Source organism: Polaromonas sp. P4_F4 (genome assembly GCF_056401355.1).
Window position 1 is genome coordinate 110,947 of record NZ_JBFUJO010000001.1, and the last position, 23,030, is coordinate 133,976.

Annotated in this window: 21 protein-coding genes; 17 read left to right on the forward strand and 4 right to left on the reverse strand. The window is 63.5% G+C overall.

What is annotated here, in order from left to right:
- Positions 1 to 106: 106 nt before the first annotated feature.
- The 3 genes from AC1DUR_RS00565 (at position 107) to AC1DUR_RS00575 (ending at position 3,100) form a co-directional block, all read left to right on the forward strand.
- The gene (locus tag AC1DUR_RS00565) at positions 107 to 1,843 is read left to right on the forward strand and encodes a wax ester/triacylglycerol synthase family O-acyltransferase (protein ID WP_477716848.1); all 1,737 of its coding nucleotides are present in this window, start codon (positions 107 to 109) and stop codon (positions 1,841 to 1,843) included.
- Complete coding sequence (locus tag AC1DUR_RS00570; RefSeq protein ID WP_477716849.1) at positions 1,764 to 2,621, forward strand: alpha/beta hydrolase; 858 nt, start codon at positions 1,764 to 1,766, stop codon at positions 2,619 to 2,621. The genes AC1DUR_RS00565 and AC1DUR_RS00570 overlap by 80 nt, the downstream gene beginning before the upstream one ends.
- 143 nt (positions 2,622 to 2,764) lie before the next feature.
- A complete protein-coding gene (locus AC1DUR_RS00575; RefSeq protein WP_477716850.1) occupies positions 2,765 to 3,100 on the forward strand; it encodes a four-helix bundle copper-binding protein in 336 nt (111 codons plus the stop codon).
- A gap of 253 nt (positions 3,101 to 3,353) precedes the next feature.
- Here AC1DUR_RS00575 and ppa read toward each other — a convergent pair whose 3' ends face one another.
- Complete coding sequence (ppa, locus tag AC1DUR_RS00580) at positions 3,354 to 3,893, reverse strand: inorganic diphosphatase (protein ID WP_011483221.1); 540 nt, start codon at positions 3,891 to 3,893, stop codon at positions 3,354 to 3,356.
- A 287-nt stretch (positions 3,894 to 4,180) separates the two neighbouring features.
- On the opposite strand from ppa, the gene AC1DUR_RS00585 reads away from it, so the two are divergent.
- The 5 genes from AC1DUR_RS00585 to AC1DUR_RS00605 all read left to right on the forward strand — a co-directional run bounded on the left by AC1DUR_RS00585 (position 4,181) and on the right by AC1DUR_RS00605 (position 11,197).
- Positions 4,181 to 6,379, forward strand: a complete 2,199-nt coding sequence (locus AC1DUR_RS00585) for a sodium-translocating pyrophosphatase (protein WP_477716851.1) — start codon at positions 4,181 to 4,183, stop codon at positions 6,377 to 6,379.
- Positions 6,380 to 6,895: 516 nt separating this feature from the next.
- A complete protein-coding gene (locus tag AC1DUR_RS00590; RefSeq protein ID WP_477716852.1) occupies positions 6,896 to 8,368 on the forward strand; it encodes an aldehyde dehydrogenase (NADP(+)) in 1,473 nt (490 codons plus the stop codon).
- Positions 8,362 to 8,655, forward strand: a complete 294-nt coding sequence (locus AC1DUR_RS00595) for a Dabb family protein (protein ID WP_477716853.1) — start codon at positions 8,362 to 8,364, stop codon at positions 8,653 to 8,655. Before AC1DUR_RS00590 ends, AC1DUR_RS00595 begins: the two co-directional genes overlap by 7 nt.
- A 31-nt stretch (positions 8,656 to 8,686) precedes the next feature.
- Positions 8,687 to 10,426 carry an L-arabinonate dehydratase gene (araD, locus tag AC1DUR_RS00600; protein ID WP_477716854.1) on the forward strand — a complete coding sequence of 580 codons (1,740 nt, stop codon included), beginning with the start codon at positions 8,687 to 8,689 and terminating at the stop codon, positions 10,424 to 10,426.
- A gap of 54 nt (positions 10,427 to 10,480) precedes the next feature.
- Positions 10,481 to 11,197, forward strand: coding sequence for a ribonuclease activity regulator RraA (locus tag AC1DUR_RS00605; protein ID WP_477716855.1), 717 nt, complete (start codon positions 10,481 to 10,483; stop codon positions 11,195 to 11,197).
- 9 nt (positions 11,198 to 11,206) lie between these two features.
- On the opposite strand, the gene AC1DUR_RS00610 is transcribed toward AC1DUR_RS00605, so the two are convergent.
- Complete coding sequence (locus AC1DUR_RS00610) at positions 11,207 to 11,857, reverse strand: GntR family transcriptional regulator (protein WP_477716856.1); 651 nt, start codon at positions 11,855 to 11,857, stop codon at positions 11,207 to 11,209.
- Positions 11,858 to 12,066: 209 nt separating this feature from the next.
- On the opposite strand from AC1DUR_RS00610, the gene AC1DUR_RS00615 reads away from it, so the two are divergent.
- From AC1DUR_RS00615 to moeA, 9 genes are all read left to right on the forward strand, one after another.
- A complete protein-coding gene (locus AC1DUR_RS00615; protein WP_477716857.1) occupies positions 12,067 to 13,047 on the forward strand; it encodes a Bug family tripartite tricarboxylate transporter substrate binding protein in 981 nt (326 codons plus the stop codon).
- Between the two features lie 80 nt (positions 13,048 to 13,127).
- Positions 13,128 to 14,096, forward strand: a complete 969-nt coding sequence (locus tag AC1DUR_RS00620; RefSeq protein ID WP_477716858.1) for a tripartite tricarboxylate transporter substrate binding protein — start codon at positions 13,128 to 13,130, stop codon at positions 14,094 to 14,096.
- Positions 14,097 to 14,140: 44 nt separating this feature from the next.
- The gene (locus AC1DUR_RS00625; RefSeq protein ID WP_477716859.1) at positions 14,141 to 14,584 is read left to right on the forward strand and encodes a nuclear transport factor 2 family protein; all 444 of its coding nucleotides are present in this window, start codon (positions 14,141 to 14,143) and stop codon (positions 14,582 to 14,584) included.
- Positions 14,585 to 14,609: 25 nt separating this feature from the next.
- Positions 14,610 to 15,557 (forward strand): 2-hydroxyacid dehydrogenase, encoded by a 948-nt coding sequence (locus AC1DUR_RS00630; RefSeq protein WP_477716860.1) that lies wholly within the window; start codon positions 14,610 to 14,612, stop codon positions 15,555 to 15,557.
- A 148-nt stretch (positions 15,558 to 15,705) separates the two neighbouring features.
- Positions 15,706 to 17,139 carry an aldehyde dehydrogenase family protein gene (locus AC1DUR_RS00635; RefSeq protein WP_477716861.1) on the forward strand — a complete coding sequence of 478 codons (1,434 nt, stop codon included), beginning with the start codon at positions 15,706 to 15,708 and terminating at the stop codon, positions 17,137 to 17,139.
- A 69-nt stretch (positions 17,140 to 17,208) separates the two neighbouring features.
- Entirely contained in the window at positions 17,209 to 17,970 is a 762-nt protein-coding gene (locus AC1DUR_RS00640) for an SDR family oxidoreductase (protein WP_477716862.1), read from the forward strand.
- A gap of 369 nt (positions 17,971 to 18,339) precedes the next feature.
- Positions 18,340 to 19,464: a GTP 3',8-cyclase MoaA gene (gene moaA / locus AC1DUR_RS00645; protein WP_477716863.1), complete on the forward strand. Its 1,125-nt coding sequence runs from the start codon at positions 18,340 to 18,342 to the stop codon at positions 19,462 to 19,464.
- 139 nt (positions 19,465 to 19,603) lie between these two features.
- Positions 19,604 to 20,251, forward strand: coding sequence for a molybdenum cofactor guanylyltransferase MobA (gene mobA / locus AC1DUR_RS00650; protein ID WP_477716864.1), 648 nt, complete (start codon positions 19,604 to 19,606; stop codon positions 20,249 to 20,251).
- Positions 20,248 to 21,603 carry a molybdopterin molybdotransferase MoeA gene (gene moeA / locus AC1DUR_RS00655; RefSeq protein ID WP_477716865.1) on the forward strand — a complete coding sequence of 452 codons (1,356 nt, stop codon included), beginning with the start codon at positions 20,248 to 20,250 and terminating at the stop codon, positions 21,601 to 21,603. The genes mobA and moeA overlap by 4 nt, the downstream gene beginning before the upstream one ends.
- 16 nt (positions 21,604 to 21,619) lie before the next feature.
- Here the strand turns inward: moeA and AC1DUR_RS00660 are convergent, their stop codons facing one another.
- Both AC1DUR_RS00660 and AC1DUR_RS00665 read right to left on the reverse strand, forming a co-directional pair.
- Positions 21,620 to 22,753, reverse strand: coding sequence for a WD40/YVTN/BNR-like repeat-containing protein (locus tag AC1DUR_RS00660; protein ID WP_477716866.1), 1,134 nt, complete (start codon positions 22,751 to 22,753; stop codon positions 21,620 to 21,622).
- 2 nt (positions 22,754 to 22,755) lie between these two features.
- On the reverse strand, positions 22,756 to 23,025 hold the full coding sequence (locus AC1DUR_RS00665) for a MoaD/ThiS family protein (RefSeq protein WP_477716867.1): 270 nt from the start codon (positions 23,023 to 23,025) through the stop codon (positions 22,756 to 22,758).
- Positions 23,026 to 23,030: the final 5 nt, after the last annotated feature.

The window sequence follows — 23,030 nt, forward strand, 5'->3', positions numbered from 1 at the left end:
CCGGGGTGTCCCTGCGCAGCGGCTCATTGGGTTGGGCTTCTCTACGGCAAACCCTACTGTCGCAACCCTCCCCGCTCGGTTAACGTCCTCCACGGAGACAATAACCATGAAATCGCTCACCGGCCTCGATGCGACCTTCCTCTACCTGGAAACTCCCGAAATGCCCATGCATGTGGGCTCGCTGAACCTGTGTGAACTGCCGGCCGGCTTCAAGGGCAGCTTTCATAAAGAAGTCACCAGGCACATTGCCAAACGCATGCACCTGGCGCCAGTGTTCAGCCGCAAGCTGGTGTTCATGCCGCTGGACCTGGGTCATCCGCTGTGGGTTGAGGCTGACTCGGTGGACATCGGCTTTCACATTCGCCGCGCCGACGCCACGAAAAAAGGCGCTGCACCCATGACGCTGGCCGAGGTGCACAAGCTGTGCGCGCAATTGCATGGGGAGCTGATTGACCGCAACTTTCCGCTCTGGGAGTTTTATATTTTTGACCGCATCAAGCTGCCTGCCAGTCAGGGAGGCAAGATCGTGGCCGGTTTTTTCTCCAAAATCCATCATGCGGCCCTGGACGGAAAAGGCGGCGTGATGCTGGCCAACGCCCTGCTGGACGTCAGCCCGGTGCCACGTGACGTGCCTCCGCCCGACCCCGGCCGCCGCCGCAGGCTGGAGGCTGATCTCAAGGTCGGCAAGATGATCGGCTCGGTGTTTTCCAGCTCGCTGGGCCAGTTGGTCAAGGTGGCCAGGTCATTGCCAGCGGCAGCCGGCACCCTCGGCCGCACGCTGGCCAAACAATCGCTTGGCAGTTCGGCCACCGGCGTGCGGCCGAAGATGCCGATGAAGCTGGCGCCGCCCTCGCCGTTCAATGCGGGCATAGGCTCGGGCAGGGTTTTCGTCACGGCCACCATTCCGCTGGCTGAATGCAAGGCCATGGGCAAGGCAGTGGGCGGCTCGTTTAACGACGTGGTGCTGTGGATCTGCTCGACCGCCCTGCGCGATTACCTCACGCAGCATCACAGCCTGCCCAAAAAATCCCTGGTGGCGGCCATGCCGGTCTCGCTGCGTGAAAATGGCGCCACCGACACGAGCAACCTGGGCAACCAGGTGAGCATGAGCCTGGTGGATCTGGGCACGCACCTGGCGCATCCCCTCAAGCGCCTGAACGCCATCATGGCGTCCACAGGCAAGGTGAAAGATTCCCTGCAAAGCCTGAAAGGCCTGCTGCCGACCGACTACCCTTCGCTGCTGGCGCCGTGGCTGGTGGGCGGCGCGGCCAGGCTGGCGCTCAATGCCTATGGCAAAAGCGGCCTGGCCAGCCGCCTGCCGATGGTGGCAAACCTCGCAATTTCCAATGTACCAGGACCAGCGGTGCCCCTGTACCTGGCCGGTGCCCGCTTTCTGACCTTCCACCCGCTGTCCATCATCATGCATGGCCTGGCACTCAACATCACCATCCAGACCTATGCCGGCCATGTTGATTTCGGCATCATTGGCGACAAGAAAGCGCTGCCGCATACACAGGATCTGGCCAAGGCGATCGAAGCTGCTTTCGAGCAAGCGCAGGCATTGATGGTCGGTACAGCACCCGCTCCCGCTGCAACCCCAAGTGGGCCGCCGGCGGTAAAAACACCCGTAAAAACCCGCAAAACTGCCGTCCTGAACGTGACCAACGCAGCCAGGTTAGAGGAGCCTCCCTCTGGAAAAAGACGCAGACGCCCCGATACTGTTTCCATCCATAACAGCACCAAAACGTCCAATGCTCCGAGCCATGGCAAGCACGTTCCGCAAAAAACCCACACCCCACGCATCCAGCGCACAACAACCCCCAAGCCAGCCAGGCCCGCATGACATTGCGCCGCCCAGCGCCTGGCTGCTGGCGCTGGAGTTGCGTGCTGTCTGGGAATTTGGCGCCCTGCTTCCCTCATGGCCGCTGCTGGCACGCGCGCCCGAGGGTGATGGGCATGCCGTGATGGTGTTTCCGGGCCTTTCTGCCAACGATGTCTCCACCGTGCCGCTGCGCCATTACCTGCAGTCGCTCAGCTACAAGGCCTGGGGCTGGGAGCAGGGTTTCAACCTGGGCCCGCGCGCCGGCGTGATTGACGAAGCCAAGGCCCAGCTCACGCGCACTTTTGAATCCACCGGTCGCAAGGTCAGCCTGGTCGGCTGGAGCCTGGGCGGCGTGTACGCGCGGGAACTGGCCAAGGAATTGCCTCACATGGTGCGCGGCGTGATCACATTGGGAACGCCCTTTTCCGCTTCACACAAATCCACCAACGCCTGGCGTATTTACGAACTGGTGAGCGGCCGCAGCATTGAGCGCGAAGCGGAAAACTACGACCTGCCCACCGCACCGCCGGTGCCAACCACCAGCATCTATTCGCGCACCGATGGCATTGTGGCCTGGCAAGGGAGCATTCAGTCGCCCTGCACGAGCAACCCTTACACCGAGAACATCGAGGTGGTGGCCAGCCACATTGGACTGGGAGTCAATCCCAGCGCCTGGTGGGCCATCGCCGACCGTCTGGCGCAGGCCGAGGGCCAGTGGCGCCCCTTTGCAGCAGAAGACAAAGGCCGCAGAGGCCGAATCCACGGCCTGATTTATCCCGATCCGGCACGCACCGCCTGAGCACCGCCTTGCGGGCAGTCGCTGGCCTCAAACAGGTGGCGGCGTCAGCCCGCGCCTACAACAACAGTTGACACCGTCTGCTAGCCGCGGGATGGCTGCGCGACCCACAATGAATGGCCACGCACTTCATCGCGGAACATTCAATGGACCACACCATCACCAGCATGCAGCCTTGTATCGAGGCCTGTACCCACTGCCACCAGGTGTGCCTGCAGACGGCCATGACGCATTGCCTCCAGGTCGGCGGCAAGCACATCGACCCCGACCATTTCAGCCTGATGCTGACCTGTGCGGATATCTGCCAGACATCGGCCAATTTGCAGCTCAGCGGCTCTGAGTACGTGCCCAAACTTTGCGCCCTGTGCGCCGAAATTTGCGAGGCTTGCGCCACCAGTTGCGAAGCCATTGGCGAGATGGATGACTGCGTGCAGGCCTGCCGGAAATGCGCGGAATCCTGCGCCGGCATGGCCGTGGTGTGAAGTTGCCAGGCATCCTGACATCCCACCCTGGCGCCACGCGCTGAAAAGTCCGCAATGCGCCGGTTCGGACACCCCTGCCACGACCAGGCGCCATAAAAAAGCGCCTGCACAGTTCAGTGCAGGCGCTTTTTGCAAGATGTGTGCGGTGGTTTTTTGCTATCTTTTTTATAGCCATCCTGGATCTATCTGAAGTTGAAGAGGCAAGAGCACCAAAAAAGCGCCAGCCCCTTCAGCAATTTACCAGCCCCTGGCCTCAGGCCTTGTTCGCCTTGGCGTAGTTGGCAATGCCGTCGGTAATTTCCTTCTTCGCAGCCTCCGGGCCTTCCCATCCCTGCACTTTGACCCATTTGCCCTCTTCGAGGTCTTTGTAGTGCTCAAAGAAATGCGCGATGGTTTTCAGGCGCAGCGGGTTCATGTCTTCAGGCTTTTGCCAATGACTGTAGAGCGAGCACTTCTTGTCGATGGGCACGGCCAGCACCTTGCCGTCTTCGCCAGCCTCGTCGGTCATTTTCAAAATGCCGATCACGCGGCAAGTCACCACCACGCCGGGAATCAGCGGAACGGGCGTGATGACCAGCACATCCACCGGGTCGCCATCGCCGCTGATGGTTTTGGGCACATAGCCGTAGTTGGTCGGGTAGTGCATGGACGTGCTCATGAAGCGGTCCACAAAAATCGCGCCCGACTCCTTGTCGACTTCGTATTTCACCGGGTCAGCGTTCATCGGGATTTCGATGATCACATTGAAGGAATCAGGAACGTTTTTTCCAGGAGAAACTTTATCTAGGGACATGGTCGATTGATGTTGATAAAAAAAAGAGGGAAAGACAGGAACACGAAACGTTGCAGCAGGCGGTGTTGGCTGAGGGAGTCAACCGCTGGATTTAGCTACTCAGGATTTACCCTCATTTTACTGATTCATACCTTACGGGTCGTCAATTTGTCATGTTTTGGCAGTAAATTGCGCGAGTTGGCCAATCGTCTCCAAGCATGTTGGAAGCAGCGAGGAAGCAACGCAGCGGGGGTTTCACACCACACTAGCGTTGCTACCCCCTCCAAGCGAAAAACAAGGAGATCTCTATGACAGGCAACTCAGCGCTCATTCTTGCGCTCGTCTGCGGGCTTATTGCCGTGGGGTACGGCATCTGGGCACGCAGCTGGATTCTTTCCCAGGACGCCGGCAATGCACGCATGCAGGAAATTGCGGCCGCCATCCAGACCGGCGCCGCGGCCTACCTGGCCCGGCAGTACAAAACCATCGCGATTGCTGGCGTGGTCCTGGCCCTGCTGATCGGCTTCTTCCTGGATGGAAAAACCGCCATCGGCTTTGTGATCGGAGCCGTGCTGTCAGGGGCCTGCGGCTTCATTGGCATGAATGTATCGGTGCGCGCCAATGTACGCACCGCACAGGCCGCCACCCGCGGCATTGGCCCGGCACTCGACGTCGCCTTTCGCGGCGGCGCCATCACCGGCATGCTGGTGGTCGGTCTCGGCCTGCTGGGTGTGACCTCCTTTTACTGGTTCCTGGTGGGCAACGGCAACTACACGCCCGACCGCAAGCTGGCTGAATTGCTCAACCCGCTGATCGGCCTGGCCTTCGGCGCTTCGCTGATCTCGATCTTCGCCCGTCTGGGCGGCGGCATTTTCACCAAGGGCGCTGACGTCGGCGCCGATCTGGTGGGCAAGGTCGAAGCCGGCATTCCCGAAGATGATCCGCGCAACCCGGCCGTGATCGCCGACAACGTGGGCGACAACGTGGGCGACTGCGCCGGCATGGCGGCCGACCTGTTTGAAACCTACGCGGTGACGCTGATTGCCACCATGGTGCTGGGCGCCCTGCTGGTGGCGGCTGCCCCGCTCAACGCTGTGGTCTACCCGCTGGCACTCGGTGCCGTGTCCATCGTGGCGTCCATCATCGGCTGCTTCTTCGTCAAGGCTTCGCCCGGCATGAAGAACGTGATGCCGGCGCTGTACAGGGGCCTGGCCGTGGCCGGCGTGCTGTCGCTGATCGCCTTCTACTTCGTCACGATGTGGCTGATGCCTGACAACGCGATTGCCGCCTCCGGCACGCAGATACGCCTGTTCGGCGCCTGCGCCGTCGGCCTGATACTCACCGGTGCGCTGGTCTGGATCACCGAGTTCTACACCGGCACTCAGTACTCGCCGGTGCAGCACATCGCGCAAGCTTCCACCACCGGTCATGGCACCAACATCATTGCGGGTCTGGGCGTGTCCATGCGTTCCACCGCGTGGCCGGTGCTCTGCGTCTGTATCGCCATCATGACGGCCTATTCGCTGGCCGGCCTGTACGGCATTGCCACCGCAGCCACCGCCATGCTGAGCATGGCCGGCATTGTGGTGGCGCTGGACGCCTATGGCCCGATCACTGACAACGCCGGCGGCATTGCCGAAATGTCCAAATTGCCCGCCAGCGTACGAGAGATCACCGACCCGCTGGACGCGGTGGGCAACACCACCAAGGCCGTGACCAAGGGCTACGCCATCGGCTCGGCCGGCCTGGCCGCGCTGGTGCTGTTTGCCGACTACACCCACAAGCTGGAAGGCTATGGCAACGCCATCAGCTTTGATCTGAGCGACCCGATGGTGATCGTGGGCCTGTTCATCGGCGGCCTGATCCCCTACCTGTTCGGCGCCATGGCGATGGAGGCCGTGGGCCGCGCCGCCGGCTCGGTGGTGGTGGAAGTGCGCCGCCAGTTCCGCGAGATCAAAGGCATCATGGAAGGCACGGCAAAGCCCGAGTACGGCAAGGCCGTGGACATGCTGACCACCGCGGCGATCAAGGAAATGGTGATCCCGTCGCTGCTGCCGGTGGTGGTGCCTATCCTGGTCGGCCTGGTGCTGGGCCCCAAGGCGCTGGGCGGCATGCTGATGGGCACCATCGTGACCGGCCTGTTCGTGGCGATCTCGATGTGCACCGGTGGCGGTGCCTGGGACAACGCCAAGAAATACATTGAAGACGGCAACCATGGCGGCAAGGGTTCGGAAGCGCACAAGGCCGCCGTGACCGGCGACACCGTGGGCGACCCCTACAAGGACACCGCTGGTCCGGCCGTGAACCCGTTGATCAAGATCATCAACATCGTGGCGCTGCTGATCGTGCCATTGATGATGAAGTTCCATGGCGGACCGGCCAACGCAGCGCCGGTCATGCCGGTGGCGGCGCCTGCAGCAGTGTCTGCGCCAGCTCCGGTGACGCCTGCACCAATGGCGGCCACACCCATGGCTCCGGCAGCACCAGCAACGCCAGCATCCAAATAAGGTGTCTTGCGCATCAGGAGCCCGCTTCGGCGGGCTTTTTTATTGCCCGGTTTCAATAATGAATGACGATTTCTGGCGTCATGACACTTTTGACTCAAAACCAGCGTCGCGAGGATGAAACGGCCAATCGATCCAGCCGTTGGCGGCGCCTGCAGCCCTGCCAGTTCCACGCGCCCGCTATCACCTCTACCTCTGTTAAACGACCAAACACCCCATGCCCAAAAGCAAGCCACCAGCTTCGGCAGTGCTTCGTACAGGGTGCGGTCAATGACCGCAATGCCAGCATGAGCGGACTTGCCTTGGTGGACTTTGCGAGACTTCGCGGGCCGGGACGATTACCACCCGCCCCTCCACCTTTTCAACGCCATTTTTTCTCCAGGGCAAGTGTTTATACTAATGTCCATGCCAATTGTTAGCGCTAACATATAGCACAAACTGCCAGCAATTGAAGCGTCCGCCCGTCCCGATCAGGGCACTTTTTCTTTCAATTTAGCCATCCAAACCATTACCTTGCCCATGAAAACCCTGCAATCTTTTACAGCCCGCACAGGCGAACCCCTTGGCGCGCCTCTGCCCGCAACCACGCCGGAGCAGGTCGATGCCGCCGCGGCCGCTGCCCACGCGGCCTTTGCCAGCTGGTCAGCCAGCACCGGCAACACCCGCGCGGCGCTGCTGCGTGCGCTCGCCGCCGCGCTGGAAGCTGACCGGGAAGACCTGGTCGCCGTGGCCGACGAGGAAACCGCACTGGGCCCGGTGCGGCTCAATGGCGAACTCGACCGCACCGCCTTCCAGTTGCGCCGCTTTGCCGATATCGCCGAGCGCGGCGTGCCCTTTGCCACCACGGATGATCCCGCCGTGGCCGGCCCCCCGCCCGCCGGTCACCCCGCCATGGTCCGCCTGCGCGTGCCGCTGGGCCCTGTCGCCATGTTCTCGGCCAGCAATTTCCCCTTCGCGTTCTCGGTGCTGGGTGGCGACACCGCTTCGGCACTGGCCGCCGGTTGCCCGGTGGTCGTCAAGGCCCACTCGGGCCACCTGCTGTTGTCAAACCGGGTATTTGGCCTGGTCCAGCAAGTCCTCAAGGCCCAAAACCTGCCCGCGGGGCTGATCGGCATGATCCAGGGCGGTGGCTCCGATGTGGGCGTGCGTCTGGTGCGCCACCCGGCGATGGCCGCCGGCGCCTTCACCGGCTCGACGCGCGGCGGCGCGGCCTTGCAGGCCGAGGCCAACGCCCGGCCACGCCCGATTCCGTTTTATGGCGAACTGGGATCGACCAACCCCGTTATCGCTCTGCCCGGCATCCTCGCTGCACGCGGAGCCGAACTGGCCGCCGTGCTCGCCGGATCGATTTCCCTCGGATGCGGCCAGTTCTGTACCAGTCCCGGTGTGATCGTGCTGCTCAAGGACCCTGCGAGCGATGCGTTTATGCAGCAGCTGACCAGCGCCCTGGCCACGCAAAAACCCCATGCCATGCTGACCCCGGGCATGCGCAGCGCCTTCGATGCCGGCGTAGCCCACATGACCGCCGCCGGCGTACATCCCCTGCTGCAAGAAGCCGGCAGCGCCGAGGCGCCGCGGCCTTTCCTGGCCCAGGTGGACGCCGTGAATTTCATCGCCAAAACCGAGTTGCGCGAAGAGCTGTTCGGCCCGTCCAGCCTGATCGTGCGTGCCGATTCCATCGCGCAGGTGCTCGACGTGCTGCACGCCGTGGGTGGCAGCCTGACGGTGACCCTCTGGGGTGCGGAAGACGACAACGCCGACACCCGCGCACTGGTGCGCGGCGCCACAGCCATTGCGGGACGCGTGCTGTTCGCCGGTGTGCCCACGGGTGTGGCCGTCACGGCCGCGCAGCAGCACGGCGGCCCATGGCCTTCGTCGACCCAGCCCATGACCACCTCGGTGGGTGACGCGGCGATGGAGCGCTTTCTGCGCCCTGTGGCCCTGCAGGACGCGCCGGCCTGGCTGCTGGCCCGCAACGGACAGCCATGCTGAACCACATCGTGATGTTCCGCCGCAAGCCGGACGTCACGGCCAATACCGGGCTGGAGACCTCGCTGGTCGAGCGCATGGACGCGCTCGGCACGCAGATTGCCGGCATTCGGGGCTGGAAACTCAGCACCAACGAACTGGACCGGCCCATTTGCTGGGGTTACGTGCTCGAATCGCAATTTGACGACGCAAGCGCGCTGAACGAGTATCTGTTCCACCCCTTGCACCAGGCCCTGATAGCCGATCTCAAGCCCTACTTTGAATGGGCGGCGGTGGATTACACGCTGTGAACCCCGATACCAAAGGACCCCAAGGACTGACATGAGCAAAAAAACCTACGAATCGCTGCGCAGCGCGCGCTGGTTCGCCCCCGACGATGTGCGCTCTTTCGGCCACCGCTCGCGCGTGATGCAGCTGGGCTATGGCCCCGAAGACTGGGTCGGCAAGCCGGTGATCGCCATTGTGAACACCTGGAGCGACATCGGCACCTGTCACGGCCACTTCAAACAGCGCGTGGAAGACGTCAAGCGCGGCGTGCTGCAGGCCGGCGGTTTCCCGATTGAACTCCCGGCAATATCGTTGTCGGAATCCATCGTCAAACCCACCACCATGCTTTACCGCAACATGCTGGCCATGGAGACCGAAGAGCTGCTGCGCAGCCACCCGATCGACGGCGTGGTGCTGATGGGCGGCTGCGACAAGACCACGCCCGGCCTGCTGATGGGTGCCATGAGCGCGGGCATGCCCTGCATCTACCTGCCGGCTGGCCCCATGCTGAGCGGCAACGTCAAGGGCAAGGTGCTGGGCTCGGGCTCAGACACCTGGAAATACTGGGATGACCGGCGCGCCGGCAAGATCAGCGCGGCCCAATGGCTGGAAGTGGAAGGCGGCATTGCCCGCAGCCACGGCCACTGCATGACCATGGGCACGGCCAGCACCATGACGGGCATTGCCGAGGCCTGCGGCTTCACGCTGCCCGGTGCATCGTCCATTCCCGCGGTGGATGCCAACCACATCCGCATGGCGAGCGAATGCGGCCGCCGCGTGGTCAGCATGGTCTGGGAGGATCTGACCCCGGCCAGGATGCTCAGCCGCGCCTCATTTGAAAACGCCATCGTGATCGCCATGGCCATGGGTTGCTCGACCAACGCCATCATTCACCTGGTGGCCATGTCGCGCCGCGCCGGCGAACACTGCGCCGTGGGCCTGGACGACTTCGATGCCGCCAGCCGCAAGGTGCCCGTGATCGCCAATATCCGGCCCAGCGGCGACACCTACCTGATGGAAGATTTCTACTTCGCGGGCGGCATGCGCGGCATGATGAGCCGGTTGACCAGCCATCTGAAGCTGGATGCGATGACGGTCAGCGGCCGCACCCTGGGCGAAACACTGGAAGGTGCCGAGGTCTACAACGACGACGTGATCCGGCCACTGGACAATCCCATTTATGCCGAAGGCGCGCTCGCCGTGCTGCGCGGCAACCTGGCGCCCGGCGGCTGCGTGATCAAGCCCAGCGCGTGCGCCCCGAGGCTCCTGAAGCACACTGGCCCGGCCCTGGTGTTTGACGACTACCCCTCCATGAAGGCAGCCGTTGACGACGAGAACCTTGACGTCACAGAAAACCATGTCATGGTGCTGCGCAATGCCGGCCCGCAGGGCGGCCCGGGCATGCCCGAGTGGGGCATGTTGCCCATTCCGCTCAAGCTGGTGAAGCAAGGTGTGAAGGACATGGTGCGCATTTCAGACGCCCGCATGAGTGGAACGAGCTATGGCGCCTGCATCCTGCATGTGGCGCCTGAAGCCTACATCGGCGGTCCGCTCGCACTGGTCAAAACCGGTGACCTGATTTCGGTGGACGTGCCAGGCCGGCGCATTCACCTGGAAGTCAGCGACGAAGAGCTGGCGCGGCGCCGAGCCGCCTGGACGCCGCTGCCCAAACGCTATGAACGCGGCTACGGCTGGATGGCCGCGCGCCATATCCAGCAGGCCGACCAGGGCTGTGATTTTGACTTTCTGGAAACCTCGTTTGGCGCGCCGGTGGGCGAGCCCGACATTTACTGACACGAACAGACACGACCTGACACAAACCAACACGAAGTGATAGAAAAGACTCCCATGACCCTCAAATCCGAAACCCGCGACAAGCTCAAAACCGTCAGCACCGCCACGCTGTGCACCGCCCTCTTCAAGCGCGGCCTGCGCAACCAGTTCATCCAGGACGTGCACCCGCTCAACGCCAACCTGCCCAACATGGTGGGCGAAGCCTTCACGTTGCGCTACATCCCGGCGCGCGAAGACCTGAATCCCATCACGGTGTTCCAGAACCCCAAACACCCGCAGCGCGTGGCGGTCGAGCAATGCCCCGAAGGCGCGGTGCTGGTGATTGACAGCCGCAAAAACGCCCGCGCCGCATCGGCCGGCTCCATCCTGATCACCCGCCTGATGGTGCGTGGCGCTGCCGGCATCGTTACCGATGGCGGCTTTCGGGATTCGCCCGAGATTGCGGCCATGCCGTTTCCCACCTATCACCACCGCCCGTCGGCGCCGACCAACCTTACGCTGCACCAGGCGCTGGACATCAATGTGCCCATTGGCTGCGGCGATGTGGCGGTGTTTCCCGGCGACGTCATCGTCGGCGACAAGGAAGGCGTCTTTGTGATTCCGGCCCACCTGGCCGACGAAATTGCCGATGAGGCGGTGGAGATGACCGCCTTTGAAGACTTCGTTTCCGAGGAAGTCCTGAAAGGCCGGCCCATCATTGGCCTGTATCCGCCCACCGAGCAGCAATCGAAAGACGACTTCGCCGTCTGGCGCAAGGCCAGGGGACGATAGAACCTCATCTCACTCCTGCACAAAGTACTCCGGGTACCGCTCGCTGATGGCGTCCACAAAACGCAGCGGCGAGCGGATGTGCAGCAGCATCTGTTCACGCGCCTTGGCGCGGTCGCCGCCCACAATAGCACGCACCAGCTGCCGGTGCTGCTCGATGGCGATCCGGTTGCCGCCCAGTTCCGGGATGGCGATGTGGCGGATCCGGTTCATGCCCGTCCGTGCCAGCATCAGCGGATTCCAGGCATGCGGATGGCGCGCCAACACGAGTATCTGGTAATGCAGGTCTTCGTCCGCTTTCAGGTGCCCGCCAAAGTCCTTCTGGTCTGAAGCCGCAATCTGCCGCTCCAGCACGTCATGCAGCTTCTTGCGCTCCGCCAGTGGCGCCTCGCAGGCCAGTTCCGCCGCCAGGCATTCAATGGCCTCGCGCACAAAAATGGCATCTTCAATGCGCGCCCGGCTCAGCCGCGTGACAAAGGTTCCGCGCTGCGGCGTGACCTCCAGCAGGCCTTCGCCCACCAGGCGGCGAAACGCATCGCGCACCGGTGCCCGGCTCACACCCAGTTCCTCCGACACCGCCAGTTCCGACAGCGCCATGCCCGGCGTGAATGAACAGTTGAGGATCGCCGTGCGGATGCTTTCATAGGCTTCCTGGCTGATCATTCCCCGGCCGCCTGACCGGTCAGTCAATGCGGAGTTGGCAGGGATTTCAGGGAGGTGCAGTCGTGAGCGGGCCATGGGGCGAGTTTACTGTTTGGATTTCCGTAGTATTCTGGCATACTAGAATACTACAAAGAAATTTCGGCGCAACAACCCGATAAACCGCCCATCCGCCCAAAACGGACAGGGCCTACCCACCGCGAGGAGACACCATGAAACACTTACTGTCCGCCCTGCTCACCACACTGGTCGCGTGGTCTGCTGCGCCCACCCAGGCGCAAGCGCCTGCTGCGCAGCCCTTTCCCACCCGGCCCGTCACGGTGGTCGTGCCCTTCCCGCCGGGCGGCGGCACCGATGTCGGCGCCCGTCTCGTGGCCCAGAAACTATCGGTCAAATGGGGGCAGCCGGTGCTGGTCGACAACAAGGCCGGCGCCTCCGGCATGGTCGGCGCTGATGTCGTCGCCAAGGCCAAACCGGACGGCTACACACTGCTGGCCGGCAACGTTGGCACGCAGTCGGTCAACCCTTCGCTGTACAAAAAAATGGCCTACGACCCGGACAGGGCGTTCGCCCCCATCAGCATGATTGCCGAGCTGCCGCTGGTGCTGCTGATCACGCCGTCCCTGCCCTACCAGTCGGTCCGGGACCTGATGGCCGCTGCCAAATCGGAGCCCGGAAAGCTCAGCTACGCCAGCTCCGGCAGTGGCGGCGCGCCTCACCTGGCGGCCGAAATCTTCAGGAAGTCCGGCGGCCTCAGCATGCTGCACGTGCCCTACAAAGGCGGTGGCCCCGCCGTGACCGACCTGATGGCCGGCCACGTCGACATCCTGTTTGCCACGGTGCTGGAGTCGATCGGACACCTCAAGTCGGGCAAGCTGCGCGGCTTGGCGGTCAGTTCCGCCAGCCGCTCGCCCGCCCTGCCCGACATGCCCACCGTGGGTGAAAGCCTGCCGGGCTTTGACACCGGATCCTGGATCGGCATGCTGGCCCCGGCAGGCACGCCACCCGCACTCGTGGAAAAAATTTCTGCCGATGTCCGCGAAGTGCTGGCGCAACCCGATGCCCGCCAGACCCTGATCATGCAGGGGGCTACACCCCTGGGGCTCACGCCCGCGGCCTTCCAGGCACGCATCGATGCAGACCGGCAGCGCTACGGTCGCATCATCCGCGACAGCGGCATCTCGATCGAATAGAGCAAAACTCAAAAGCCCAAAAGTTTCAACCCCAATACCCACCCGCAACCCACAACCCATCCATAGGCCGAGAAATCAACATGAACAAGCTTTTTACAGCCATCGCCGTCACCGTCACCGCCCTGTCTGTCAGCGGCGCACTGAATGCGCAAACCTTTCCCAGCAAATCCATCACCATCGTCGTACCGGCTTCCCCCGGAGGCGCCATTGACCTAGCGGCGCGGTTGATCGGCCAGAAGCTGACAGAATCCACCGGCCAGCCGGTGGTGATTGACAACAAGGCCGGCGCCACGGGCATCATCGGCACCGACTTCGTGGCCAAGTCGGCCCCCGACGGCCATACCCTGGCCCTGGTGGCCAGCAGCCATGCCATCAATCCGAGCATGAAGAAAGTGCTGCCGTTTGACACGCTCAAGAGCTTTGAACCGGTGGTGATCACGCACGTCGTGCCCCTGATGCTGGTGGTGTCGCCGACGCTGCCGGTCAAGACCCTGAAGGAACTGGTGGCCTATGGCAAAGCCAACCCCGGCAAGCTGTCTTTTGCATCCAGCGGCTTGGGCGGCGCGCCCCATTTCAGCGGCGAACTGTTCAAGACCATGGCCGGGATCGACATGGTGCACGTGCCTTACAAGGGCAGCACGCTGGCCCATCCGGACCTGATCAGCGGCCGCACGTCCCTGATGTTTGACACGGTGGCAGCCATCAACACCCAGGTCAAGAGCGACAAGGTCCGCGCGCTGGCCGTGACCACGGCCAGGCGGTCCGCTGTTGCCTCCGACGTCCCCACCATGGCCGAGGCGGGCATGTCGGGTTACGAGACCAGCACCTGGGGCGGCATCCTGGCGCCCGCCGGCACGCCCAAGGCAGTCGTCGCCAAACTGAACGCGGAAATCAACAAGGCCCTCAGCGCGCCGGACGTGCGCCAGCGCCTGCAGGAAGCCGGAATTGAAGTGGGCGGCGGTACGCCCCAGCAATTTGGCAGCTTCATCCAGTCTGAAATGGCCAAGTGGGCCAAAGTGGCCAAGGACGCCGACATCCAGCCCGAGTAAGGCCCGAATAGAGATAGCCTGAGGACTGATTTGTGAATCACAGCATGAACCACAACACCGCCCCGGCGAGCACCCAGCTACTGGCCAATGGCTCATGCGAGCCCACGGCTGCTGCGGAAGCGGCCGTGCTGCAAGCCATGCACGCACTGAGCCAGGCTTGCCTGGATGCCAGCCGGGCCGACCTTGCGGAACTCACCATGGCCAGCCTGACCTACAGCCACACCGATGGACGCATCCAGACACGTGAGGCGTTCATTGACGCGCTGGTCAACGGTCAGTCGGTCTTCCGCGGCATCAAGTTGCGCAATGCGTCCGTACAGCTGGCGGGCGAGATTGCGCTGGTGAGTCATCGCGCGCTCTACGACATCTTCAACCGGGGCGAGCCCGGCACGTCTGACGTACAGGTCAGCCAGATCTGGCAATTGGACGCCGGTGCCTGGCGCCTGCGGCTGCGCCAGGCCCGAAAAACCCAACCACTGACTGTTTGACTCCTTGACTCCCTCTTCCAAACCCATGAAACCCAGACTCCTCCAGCACGTAGCCATCCCCCCCCTGCTCGCCACCGAATTCAACACCCGCTACGACGCGCATCCCCTCTGGAAAGAAGCCGACCCCTCGGCCTTCCTCGCCCGACATGGCCATGAATTCACCGGCTACGTGACCAGCGCACGCTTTGGCGTGGACGATGCCACCTTGGCGGCCATGCCCAATCTCCAGGTGATTTCCAGCTTCGGCGTAGGCACTGAAACCCTGCCTCTGGAGGCCGCCCAGGCCCGCGGCATTGCGGTGGGCTACACACCGGATGTCCTGAATGACTGCGTGGCCGACACGGCTTTTGGCCTGGTGATGGATGTGGCGCGCCGCTTCAGCGCATCAGACAGGTTCGTGCGTGCCGGGCGCTGGCTGCAGGGCGCTTATCCGCTGGCCACGCGCGTCAGCGGCAAGCGGCTGGGCATTCTCGGGCTGGGCCGCATTGGCCAGGTCGTCGCGCGCCGTGCCAGCGGTTTTGACATGGAAGTGCGCTATCACAATCGTCGCCCCAATCCGGCGGTGGCCTACACCTATGAACCCTCCATCGAGTCACTGGCCCGTTGGGCGGACTTTCTGGTAGTCGTGAGCGCCGGCGGCCCCGAAACCCGTCACCTGGTATCGGCCAGCGTGCTGCGCGCGCTCGGCCCCGAAGGCTTCCTGATCAATGTGTCGCGCGGTTCGGTGATCGACGAAGACGCGTTGATTGAGGCGCTGGAGGCCGGCACCATCGCCGGCGCCGGTCTGGATGTGTATGCGGATGAGCCGCGCGTGCCAGAGCGATTGCTGGCGTTGGATCAGGTGGTGTTGCTGCCGCATCTCGCAAGCGCCACGAATGAGACACGCCAGGCCATGGCCAAGCTGGTGGTGGACAACCTGGACTCTTTTTACGCGACCGGCAAGCTACGGGCCAGCGTTCCCCTGCATATCTGAATCTGAACTTGCTCCCCGGTTTTCGCATAGCGGTTGCGAACGAGGCCGGCGCAGCGATGTGTACATTTTTGCAACGGGATGCACCGCCCCGGCAATAACCTATTGAGGTTTGACTGGGGGCATGTGCTTTTCACGCAAAATCATGCCCATGCAGCTCAATTACATTGCCAACGCGTCCATCCCTTCGTCCTCCGGTAAAACCATTCCCGTTCTCGACCCGTCCGATGGCCAGGTCTTTGACGTCATCCAGCGCAGCAATGCCTACGATATTGACATGGCTGTCAGCGGCGCACGCAGCTGCCTGGAACTGGTTTGGCGGCGCTTCAGCGCCGCAGAGCGTGGCCGGCTGCTGATGCGCCTGTCGGCCAAGGTGGCGCAGCATGCCGATGAGCTGGCACTGATCGAGCAGCGCGACTGCGGCAAACCCGTCAAACAGGCCAGGGCCGATGCGGCCGCGCTGGTACGCTACTTTGAGTTTTATGCCGGCGCCTGTGACAAGCTGCATGGCGAGACCATTCCCTACCAGGACGGCTACAGCGTGATGACATGGCGCGAGCCGCACGGCGTCACGGGTCACGTCATACCCTGGAACTACCCGATGCAGATTTTTGGGCGCAGTGTGGGCGGCGCATTGGCGGCCGGCAATGTCTGCGTCGTCAAGCCGGCTGAAGACGCCTGCCTGTCGCTCATCCGTGTGGCCCAGCTCGCGGCCGAGGTCGGCTTTCCCGCAGGGGCGATCAACATCGTGACGGGTTACGGCCATGAGGTCGGCGACGCGCTGGCCCGCCACCCCGGCATTGACCACATCAGCTTTACCGGCAGCCCGGCGGTCGGCACGCTGATCCAGCAAGTGGCGGCCGAGCGCCATTGCCCGGTAACACTGGAGCTGGGCGGCAAAAGCCCGCAAATCGTGTTTGCCGATGCCAACCTCGACGAGGCCATTCCCACGATCATCAACGCCATCGTGCAAAACGCCGGGCAAACCTGCTCGGCCGGCTCCCGCCTGCTGGTGGAGCAGGCCATCTACGAGCCCCTGCTGGAGCGGCTGGGGCAGGCCTTCGAAAACCTGCGTGTCGGCCCGGCCTCCATGGACCTGGACGTCGGCCCGCTGATCCGGCAAAGCCAGCAGCAGCGTGTGTGGGATTTTCTAAGCGACGCACAGGTCGCCAACATCCCCATGGTGGCGCAAGGCCAGATCGTGGAAGAAGCACCCGACACCGGTTTTTACCAGGCGCCCACCTTGCTGCGCGACGTGCCGGTAATGCACCGGCTGGCGCAGGAAGAGGTCTTTGGCCCGGTGCTGTGCGCCATGAGCTTCAACAGTGAAGACCATGCAGTTGAACTTGCCAACGCCACCCGCTTTGGCCTGGTGGCCGGCATCTGGACCCGCGACGGCGCCCGCCAGTTCCGCATGGCCAAGCGCGTCAAAAGCGGCCAGGTGTTCATCAACAACTACGGCGCCGGCGGCGGCGTGGAGCTGCCCTTTGGCGGCGTGAAGTCATCGGGTTATGGACGCGAGAAGGGATTTGAGGCGTTATATGGATTTACGACTTTGAAGACGGTGGCGGTGCGGCATGGTTGACATGCCTGCCCGGCCCAGCCTGGCAGATGCACTAAGCTCACGTATCAATAAAAACCTGGAGATCATCCCATGCGGGTCAAAGACAAATCCATCATCGTCACCGGCTCCGGCGGCGGTATTGGCGAAGGCATAGCCAGACGGCTGGCGGCTGAAGGCGCCAAGGTCATCGTCAATGACATCAACGTGGCAATGGGCGAAAAAGTGGTGGCCGCCATTGTCAAGGCCGGTGGTACCGCTTCCTTCTTTGCCGCCGACGTCACGAAATCCGAGGAAGTCAAGGCGCTAGTCGATGCGGCCCTGCAGCGCTACGGCAAGCTCGACGTGATGGTCAACAACGCGGGCTGGACGCACCGCAACCGGCCCGCGCTTGACGTGAGCGAAGAAGAGTTCGACAAGTGCTACGCCATCAATGTCAAAAGCATTTACCTGGCCACCATTCATGCCACGCCGGTGTTTCGCAGCCAGGGTGGCGGCAGCTTCATCAATATCGCCTCCACGGCTGGCGTGCGCCCGCGGCCGGGCCTGACCTGGTACAACGGCTCCAAAGGCGCGGTCATCACCACCTCCAAATCCCTGGCGGCCGAACTCGGGCCTGACAACATCCGGGTGAATTGCATCAACCCGGTGTTCAATCCCGATACCGGCCTGTCGGCCGAGTTTGCCGGGGGGCCGCTGGATGAAGAACGCCGGGAGCGGTTCCGCGCCAGCATCCCGCTGGGCCGCTTTTCCACGGCACTGGATGTGGCCAACGCGGCCCTCTACCTGGCCAGCGACGAGGCCGATTTCATCAGTGGCGTGTGTATCGAGGTGGACGGCGCGCGCTGTGTATAGAGCCCCCACGCTCGTATAAAGCCCCCACGCTCCCCACTGCGTGTGGTTCGCTGCCCCCCGAGGGGGCGCTGCGCCTGCGGCCCGGCTGAGCCGGTTCCGCGGCCCCTGCTGGAATGGACTTGGCCCCCCGCTCCCCACTTGCGCGTGGTTCGCTGCCCCGAAGGGGCGCTGCGCCGGCGGCCCGGCATTTCGACAGGCTCAGGCCCAGCAAAGCCGGTTCCGCGGCCCCTGCTGGGAGGAGAGCCCCATGCAAGGGCGGGACGGCCCGGCGGTCAATAACGCTCAGCGCCTGGGGATAAGGGCGGAACTTTTCCGCTTGGCCGGGCCAATGGAGTAAATTCTCCCTTTAGGCCCTTTATGCCTTTCACCATGACCGACAAAGTAATTCCCCTGGCAGATATCCGCTACGCAAGCCGCGTGCCGCATATCCCTGCCCGGCTGCAGGCCCCCACGGGCCTGCTGAGCGACACGCGGGGCCGGCCGCTGCACGATTTGCGCATCAGCGTGACGGACCGCTGCAACTTCCGCTGCAGCTACTGCATGCCGCGTGAGGTCTTTGACAAGGACTACGCCTTTTTGCCGCAGAGCTCGCTGCTGAGCTTTGAGGAAATTACCCGGCTGGCCAAAATTTTTGTGGCGCATGGGGTGGAGAAAATCCGGTTGACCGGCGGCGAGCCGCTGCTGCGCAAGCACCTCGAGGTGCTGATCGAGATGCTGGCAAAACTGCAAACACCGGACGGCAGGCCGCTGGACATCACGCTGACCACCAACGCATCGTTGCTTGCCAAAAAAGCGCAGTCGCTCAAGGATGCGGGGCTCCAGCGCGTCACGGTGAGCCTGGACGGACTGGACGATGCCACATTCCGCCGCATGAACGATGTGGACTTTCCGGTGGCCGACGTGCTCAAGGGAATTGAAGCGGCCCACAGGGTGGGCCTGGCGCCCCTCAAGATCAATATGGTGGTCAAGCGCGGCACCAACGATGCCGAGATTCTCCCCATGGCGCGGCATTTCCGCAACACGGGTGCGGTGCTGCGTTTTATTGAATACATGGATGTGGGCGCCACCAACGGCTGGCGTATGGACGAAGTGTTGCCGTCGGCGCAGGTGATTGAGCGCCTCCAGGCCGAATTCCCCCTGGTAGCCGTCAACCCGAACTACACCGGCGAGACCGCCGAGCGCTGGCGCTATGTTGACGGCGCGGGCGAAATTGGCGTGATCAGCAGCGTCACCCAGGCCTTTTGCAGCGACTGCAACCGGGCACGGCTGTCGACTGAAGGCAAACTGTTTCTGTGCCTGTTTGCCAGCCAGGGGCATGACCTGCGCGCCCTGCTGCGCGGTGGTTTTGCCGACGACCAGATCGCCGCGGCAGTAGGCCACATCTGGCAGGCCCGCACCGACCATTACTCGGAGTTGCGCGCTGCCATGCCGGCAGACACCAGCCCGTCGGATGGGACACCCAAGCGGGTTGAAATGAGCTACATCGGGGGCTAAAAATATATGACCCCCACGCTTTTCACTTCGTGTAATACGCTGCCCCCCGAGGGGGCTAATTTTCCTTGGAGCGGCCCGGCGGAAAATTGTCGACTGAGGCATGACTGCGCTCATGCTTGGCAGTCCATTGGAGGCAGATTTGGCAAACATTGATATCACCGCCCCGCTCCATGCGGAAGCCATTACCGGCGTGATCCTCGCGGGCGGCCGCGGCTCGCGCATGGGCGGCGTGGACAAGGGCCTGCAAAACTTCAACGGCGTTCCGCTGGCGCTGCACACGCTGCTGCGGCTGAGTCCGCAGGTCGGCGGCATCATGATCAACGCCAATCGCAACCTGGCCGCCTACGAGTCGTTTGGTGTTCCCGTCTGGCCCGACAGCACCGACCTGGGCGACTATGCCGGGCCGCTCGCCGGTTTCCTGACCGGCCTGGAGCGCTGCGAGACACCCTACATGCTCACCGTGCCCTGCGACACCCCCCTGTTTCCGGAAGACCTGGTGGCACGCATGGCAGAGGCGTTTGTGCGGGAGGGTGCCGATTTTGCGGTAGCTTCTGCGCCCGAGGAGGACGGACAGCTGAGACCGCAGCCGGTGTTTTGCCTGATGCACACCGGCATGCTCGAGAGCCTGGTGCGTTTTACCAAGGATGGCGGCCGCAAAATCGACGCCTGGACCGCACAGCACAAAACAGTCCTTGTGCCATTCGACCGGCCCACCGACGACGCGCATGGCTTTTTCAATGCCAATACGCTGGCTGAACTGCACCAGCTGGAATCCCGCCTGCCGTGAAAACACTGGACCAGATTGCCGCGGAACTGCAGGGCTACGACCCCCAGTCCATATCCGCCGCCGATGTGCTGGTCTTCCTGTCCAGGCTTGTCGAGCCTGTTCAGGAAGTCGTTGAGCTGCCTTTGTTCGACGCCTTCGGCCGGGTGCTGGCCGACGACGTGATTTCGCCGTTCGACGTACCGCCTCATGACAACTCGGCCATGGACGGCTATGCCTTTGCCAGCCAGCAACTGACGGTCGATGCCGCACTTGAACTGGAGGTGGTGGGCACGGCGCTGGCGGGCAAGGCGTGGCAAGGCAGCGTTCTGTCGGGCCAGTGCGTCAGGATCATGACGGGCGCCATCATGCCGCCGGGGCTGGACACGGTGGTGCCGCAGGAGTTCGCCACACTGCAGCCTGCCGGGGAATCCGCTGAAAGCACCCGTATCAGCATCCCGCCCGGCCTGTTACGCGCCGGGGACAACCGCCGGCTGCGTGGCGAAGACCTGATGCAGGGCAAGCCGGCGCTGCGAAAAGGTGAGCTGCTGACGCCCGCCCGCCTTGGGCTGGCAGCATCTTTGGGCCTTAAAACCCTGAAGACCTGGCGGCCGCTGCGGGTAGCCTACTTTTCCACCGGCGACGAGATTTTGTCGCTGGGTGAGGCACCCCGCGAAGGCGCCGTGTACGACAGCAACCGCTACACCGTCTTCGGCATGCTGAGCCGCCTGGGGTGCCAGGTGATCGACATGGGTGTGGTGCGCGACGACCCGGCCCTGCTCGAAGCGGCATTTTCCCGCGCAGCGGCACAGGCCGATGCCGTCATTACCTCGGGCGGCGTCAGTGTGGGCGAGGCCGACTTCACCAAGGCCATGATGAAGAAGCTGGGTGATGTGGCCTTCTGGCGCATTGCCATGCGACCAGGCCGTCCCATGGCCGTCGGGCGCATCCTGCCATCAAAACCCGCACTCAGCCCAGGCTCAACCGGGCAAGACGGTTATCAACGACGTGGCAACCCTCACGGCGCAATCCTGTTCGGCCTGCCGGGCAACCCGGTGGCGGTGATGGTCACTTTTCTGGCGTTTGTGCGCCCCGCCTTGCTGCAGATGATGGGCGCGAGCGCACTGCCACCACCGCTGCTCAGGGCGCGCAGCACGGAAGCCATCCGCAAAAAGCCGGGCCGTACCGAATACCAGCGCGGCTGGGTATCCACAGCGCCCGACGGCTCGCTACAGGTCAGGACCACGGGCAACCAGGGCTCCGGCGTGCTCAGCTCCATGGCCGAGGCCAATGGCCTGATCATGTTGCACCACGGTCAGGGGAGCGTGGCGGTGGGTGACGAGGTTGATGTGATGATGTTCGAGGGCGTCCTCTAATCCGCCCAGTAAACCACTAAACCAGCCGCAGCACGGCGATCGGCGGCAAGTCCCGTGACAGGCACTGCCAGGAAACCCCGGCGTCTTCGCTGACCCACAGGCCGCCCGTCGTGGAACCCATGGCCAGCATCTGGCCGTCCTCGCTGGACGCCAGGGCGTGGCGATACACCAGATGGAAAGCAGCCTGCTGCGGCAGTCCTTCACCGTGGCTGGCGAACGTGGCGCCGCCATCGCGGGTTTCGTTCACGACCAGCCGTCCCCCAACGGGTATGCGCTGGGCATCCGAATGCGCGGGCACAAACCACGCGCGTGCGGGATCGAGCGGATGCGCCGCCACGGCAAACCCGAACCCGCTGGGCTGCGGCGCGGCGACCGCGTCCCAGAACTCCCCACCGTTGGTCGAGCGCCAGATGCCGCAATGGTGCTGGCACCACAGCACGTCCGGCTGCCCCGCGCAGTGCACGACGCGGTGCACGTCCTGGATGTTGGGGTCGGCGCGCCGCTCGGGCGGCATGTATCCGGCCTCCAGGCCTTCGGAGGTATTGCGCCAGCTGGCGCCGCCATCACGGCTTTGCCACACCCCGCCGCAGGAGATGGCCACCGTCAGATGCTGGGGGTCGCGCGGGTCGATCAATATCGAATGGATGCCGGCATGGTCATAACCCCCGCCAAGCCACTCCTTGCGCTCAGGCCGCAGCCACAGGTTTTCAGCCAGTTGCCAGCTGGCGCCGCCATCGGCAGAACTGAACAGCCCCGCCGGCAGGCAGCCGGCCCAGAGAATGCCAGGCCCCGCTTCCAGGCCCCACACCATGTCCACGCTCCACGGCGTAGGGTCGTCCTTCCAGAAACCATGGTCGGGTTTGGATGGGAACGCGGGCGCCGCGATGGCCTGCCATTGAACGCCGGCATCGACACTTTTCCAGAGCTTGATACCGAAGTGCCCCAGGCGCAGCGCCACGTACCAGGCCCCGTTGTACGGGTCTATGAGCAGTTGGCTGACCGGCTCACCGGGAAAGTGCGGCTCGCCGATCTGCCAGCCCGCATCGGACCGGCGCACGACAAACAAGCCTTTGCGCGTGCCCACCCAGAGGGTGTGTGCCGCCACAGGAGTCACGGGGGCGGCTTGCGCCGCCGGAGTCGGGGTTGCCATGTCTAACCTCCCGAGAGCGCCTGAATCACCACCACCTTGTCCTGCGGCTGCAGTGCAACGTCCAGTTGCGTCCGGCTGGCTATCTGGTGCGCATTGATGAACACAGCTACATGCTTGCGTATCGCGCCCTGCTCGTCAAGTACGTAGCTGCGCAAGGCGGGTGCCGCAAGGAATGCTGCATCGAGGGCCGCACCCAAGGTGGCCGCAGCCACCTGCTGGGGTGGGCATGCAGCATGGCGTGTGAGGGCCGGGGCGAACTCAACAGTGGGCATGACAG

Coding starts and splice junctions, on each gene's coding strand:
- AC1DUR_RS00565 (WP_477716848.1), top strand. CDS start 107: ATGAAATCGCTCACCGGCCTCGATGCGACCTTCCTCTACCTGGAAACT.
- AC1DUR_RS00570 (WP_477716849.1), top strand. CDS start 1,764: ATGGCAAGCACGTTCCGCAAAAAACCCACACCCCACGCATCCAGCGCA.
- AC1DUR_RS00575 (WP_477716850.1), top strand. CDS start 2,765: ATGGACCACACCATCACCAGCATGCAGCCTTGTATCGAGGCCTGTACC.
- ppa (WP_011483221.1), bottom strand. CDS start 3,893: ATGTCCCTAGATAAAGTTTCTCCTGGAAAAAACGTTCCTGATTCCTTC.
- AC1DUR_RS00585 (WP_477716851.1), top strand. CDS start 4,181: ATGACAGGCAACTCAGCGCTCATTCTTGCGCTCGTCTGCGGGCTTATT.
- AC1DUR_RS00590 (WP_477716852.1), top strand. CDS start 6,896: ATGAAAACCCTGCAATCTTTTACAGCCCGCACAGGCGAACCCCTTGGC.
- AC1DUR_RS00595 (WP_477716853.1), top strand. CDS start 8,362: ATGCTGAACCACATCGTGATGTTCCGCCGCAAGCCGGACGTCACGGCC.
- araD (WP_477716854.1), top strand. CDS start 8,687: ATGAGCAAAAAAACCTACGAATCGCTGCGCAGCGCGCGCTGGTTCGCC.
- AC1DUR_RS00605 (WP_477716855.1), top strand. CDS start 10,481: ATGACCCTCAAATCCGAAACCCGCGACAAGCTCAAAACCGTCAGCACC.
- AC1DUR_RS00610 (WP_477716856.1), bottom strand. CDS start 11,857: ATGATCAGCCAGGAAGCCTATGAAAGCATCCGCACGGCGATCCTCAAC.
- AC1DUR_RS00615 (WP_477716857.1), top strand. CDS start 12,067: ATGAAACACTTACTGTCCGCCCTGCTCACCACACTGGTCGCGTGGTCT.
- AC1DUR_RS00620 (WP_477716858.1), top strand. CDS start 13,128: ATGAACAAGCTTTTTACAGCCATCGCCGTCACCGTCACCGCCCTGTCT.
- AC1DUR_RS00625 (WP_477716859.1), top strand. CDS start 14,141: ATGAACCACAACACCGCCCCGGCGAGCACCCAGCTACTGGCCAATGGC.
- AC1DUR_RS00630 (WP_477716860.1), top strand. CDS start 14,610: ATGAAACCCAGACTCCTCCAGCACGTAGCCATCCCCCCCCTGCTCGCC.
- AC1DUR_RS00635 (WP_477716861.1), top strand. CDS start 15,706: ATGCAGCTCAATTACATTGCCAACGCGTCCATCCCTTCGTCCTCCGGT.
- AC1DUR_RS00640 (WP_477716862.1), top strand. CDS start 17,209: ATGCGGGTCAAAGACAAATCCATCATCGTCACCGGCTCCGGCGGCGGT.
- moaA (WP_477716863.1), top strand. CDS start 18,340: ATGACCGACAAAGTAATTCCCCTGGCAGATATCCGCTACGCAAGCCGC.
- AC1DUR_RS00660 (WP_477716866.1), bottom strand. CDS start 22,753: ATGGCAACCCCGACTCCGGCGGCGCAAGCCGCCCCCGTGACTCCTGTG.
- AC1DUR_RS00665 (WP_477716867.1), bottom strand. CDS start 23,025: ATGCCCACTGTTGAGTTCGCCCCGGCCCTCACACGCCATGCTGCATGC.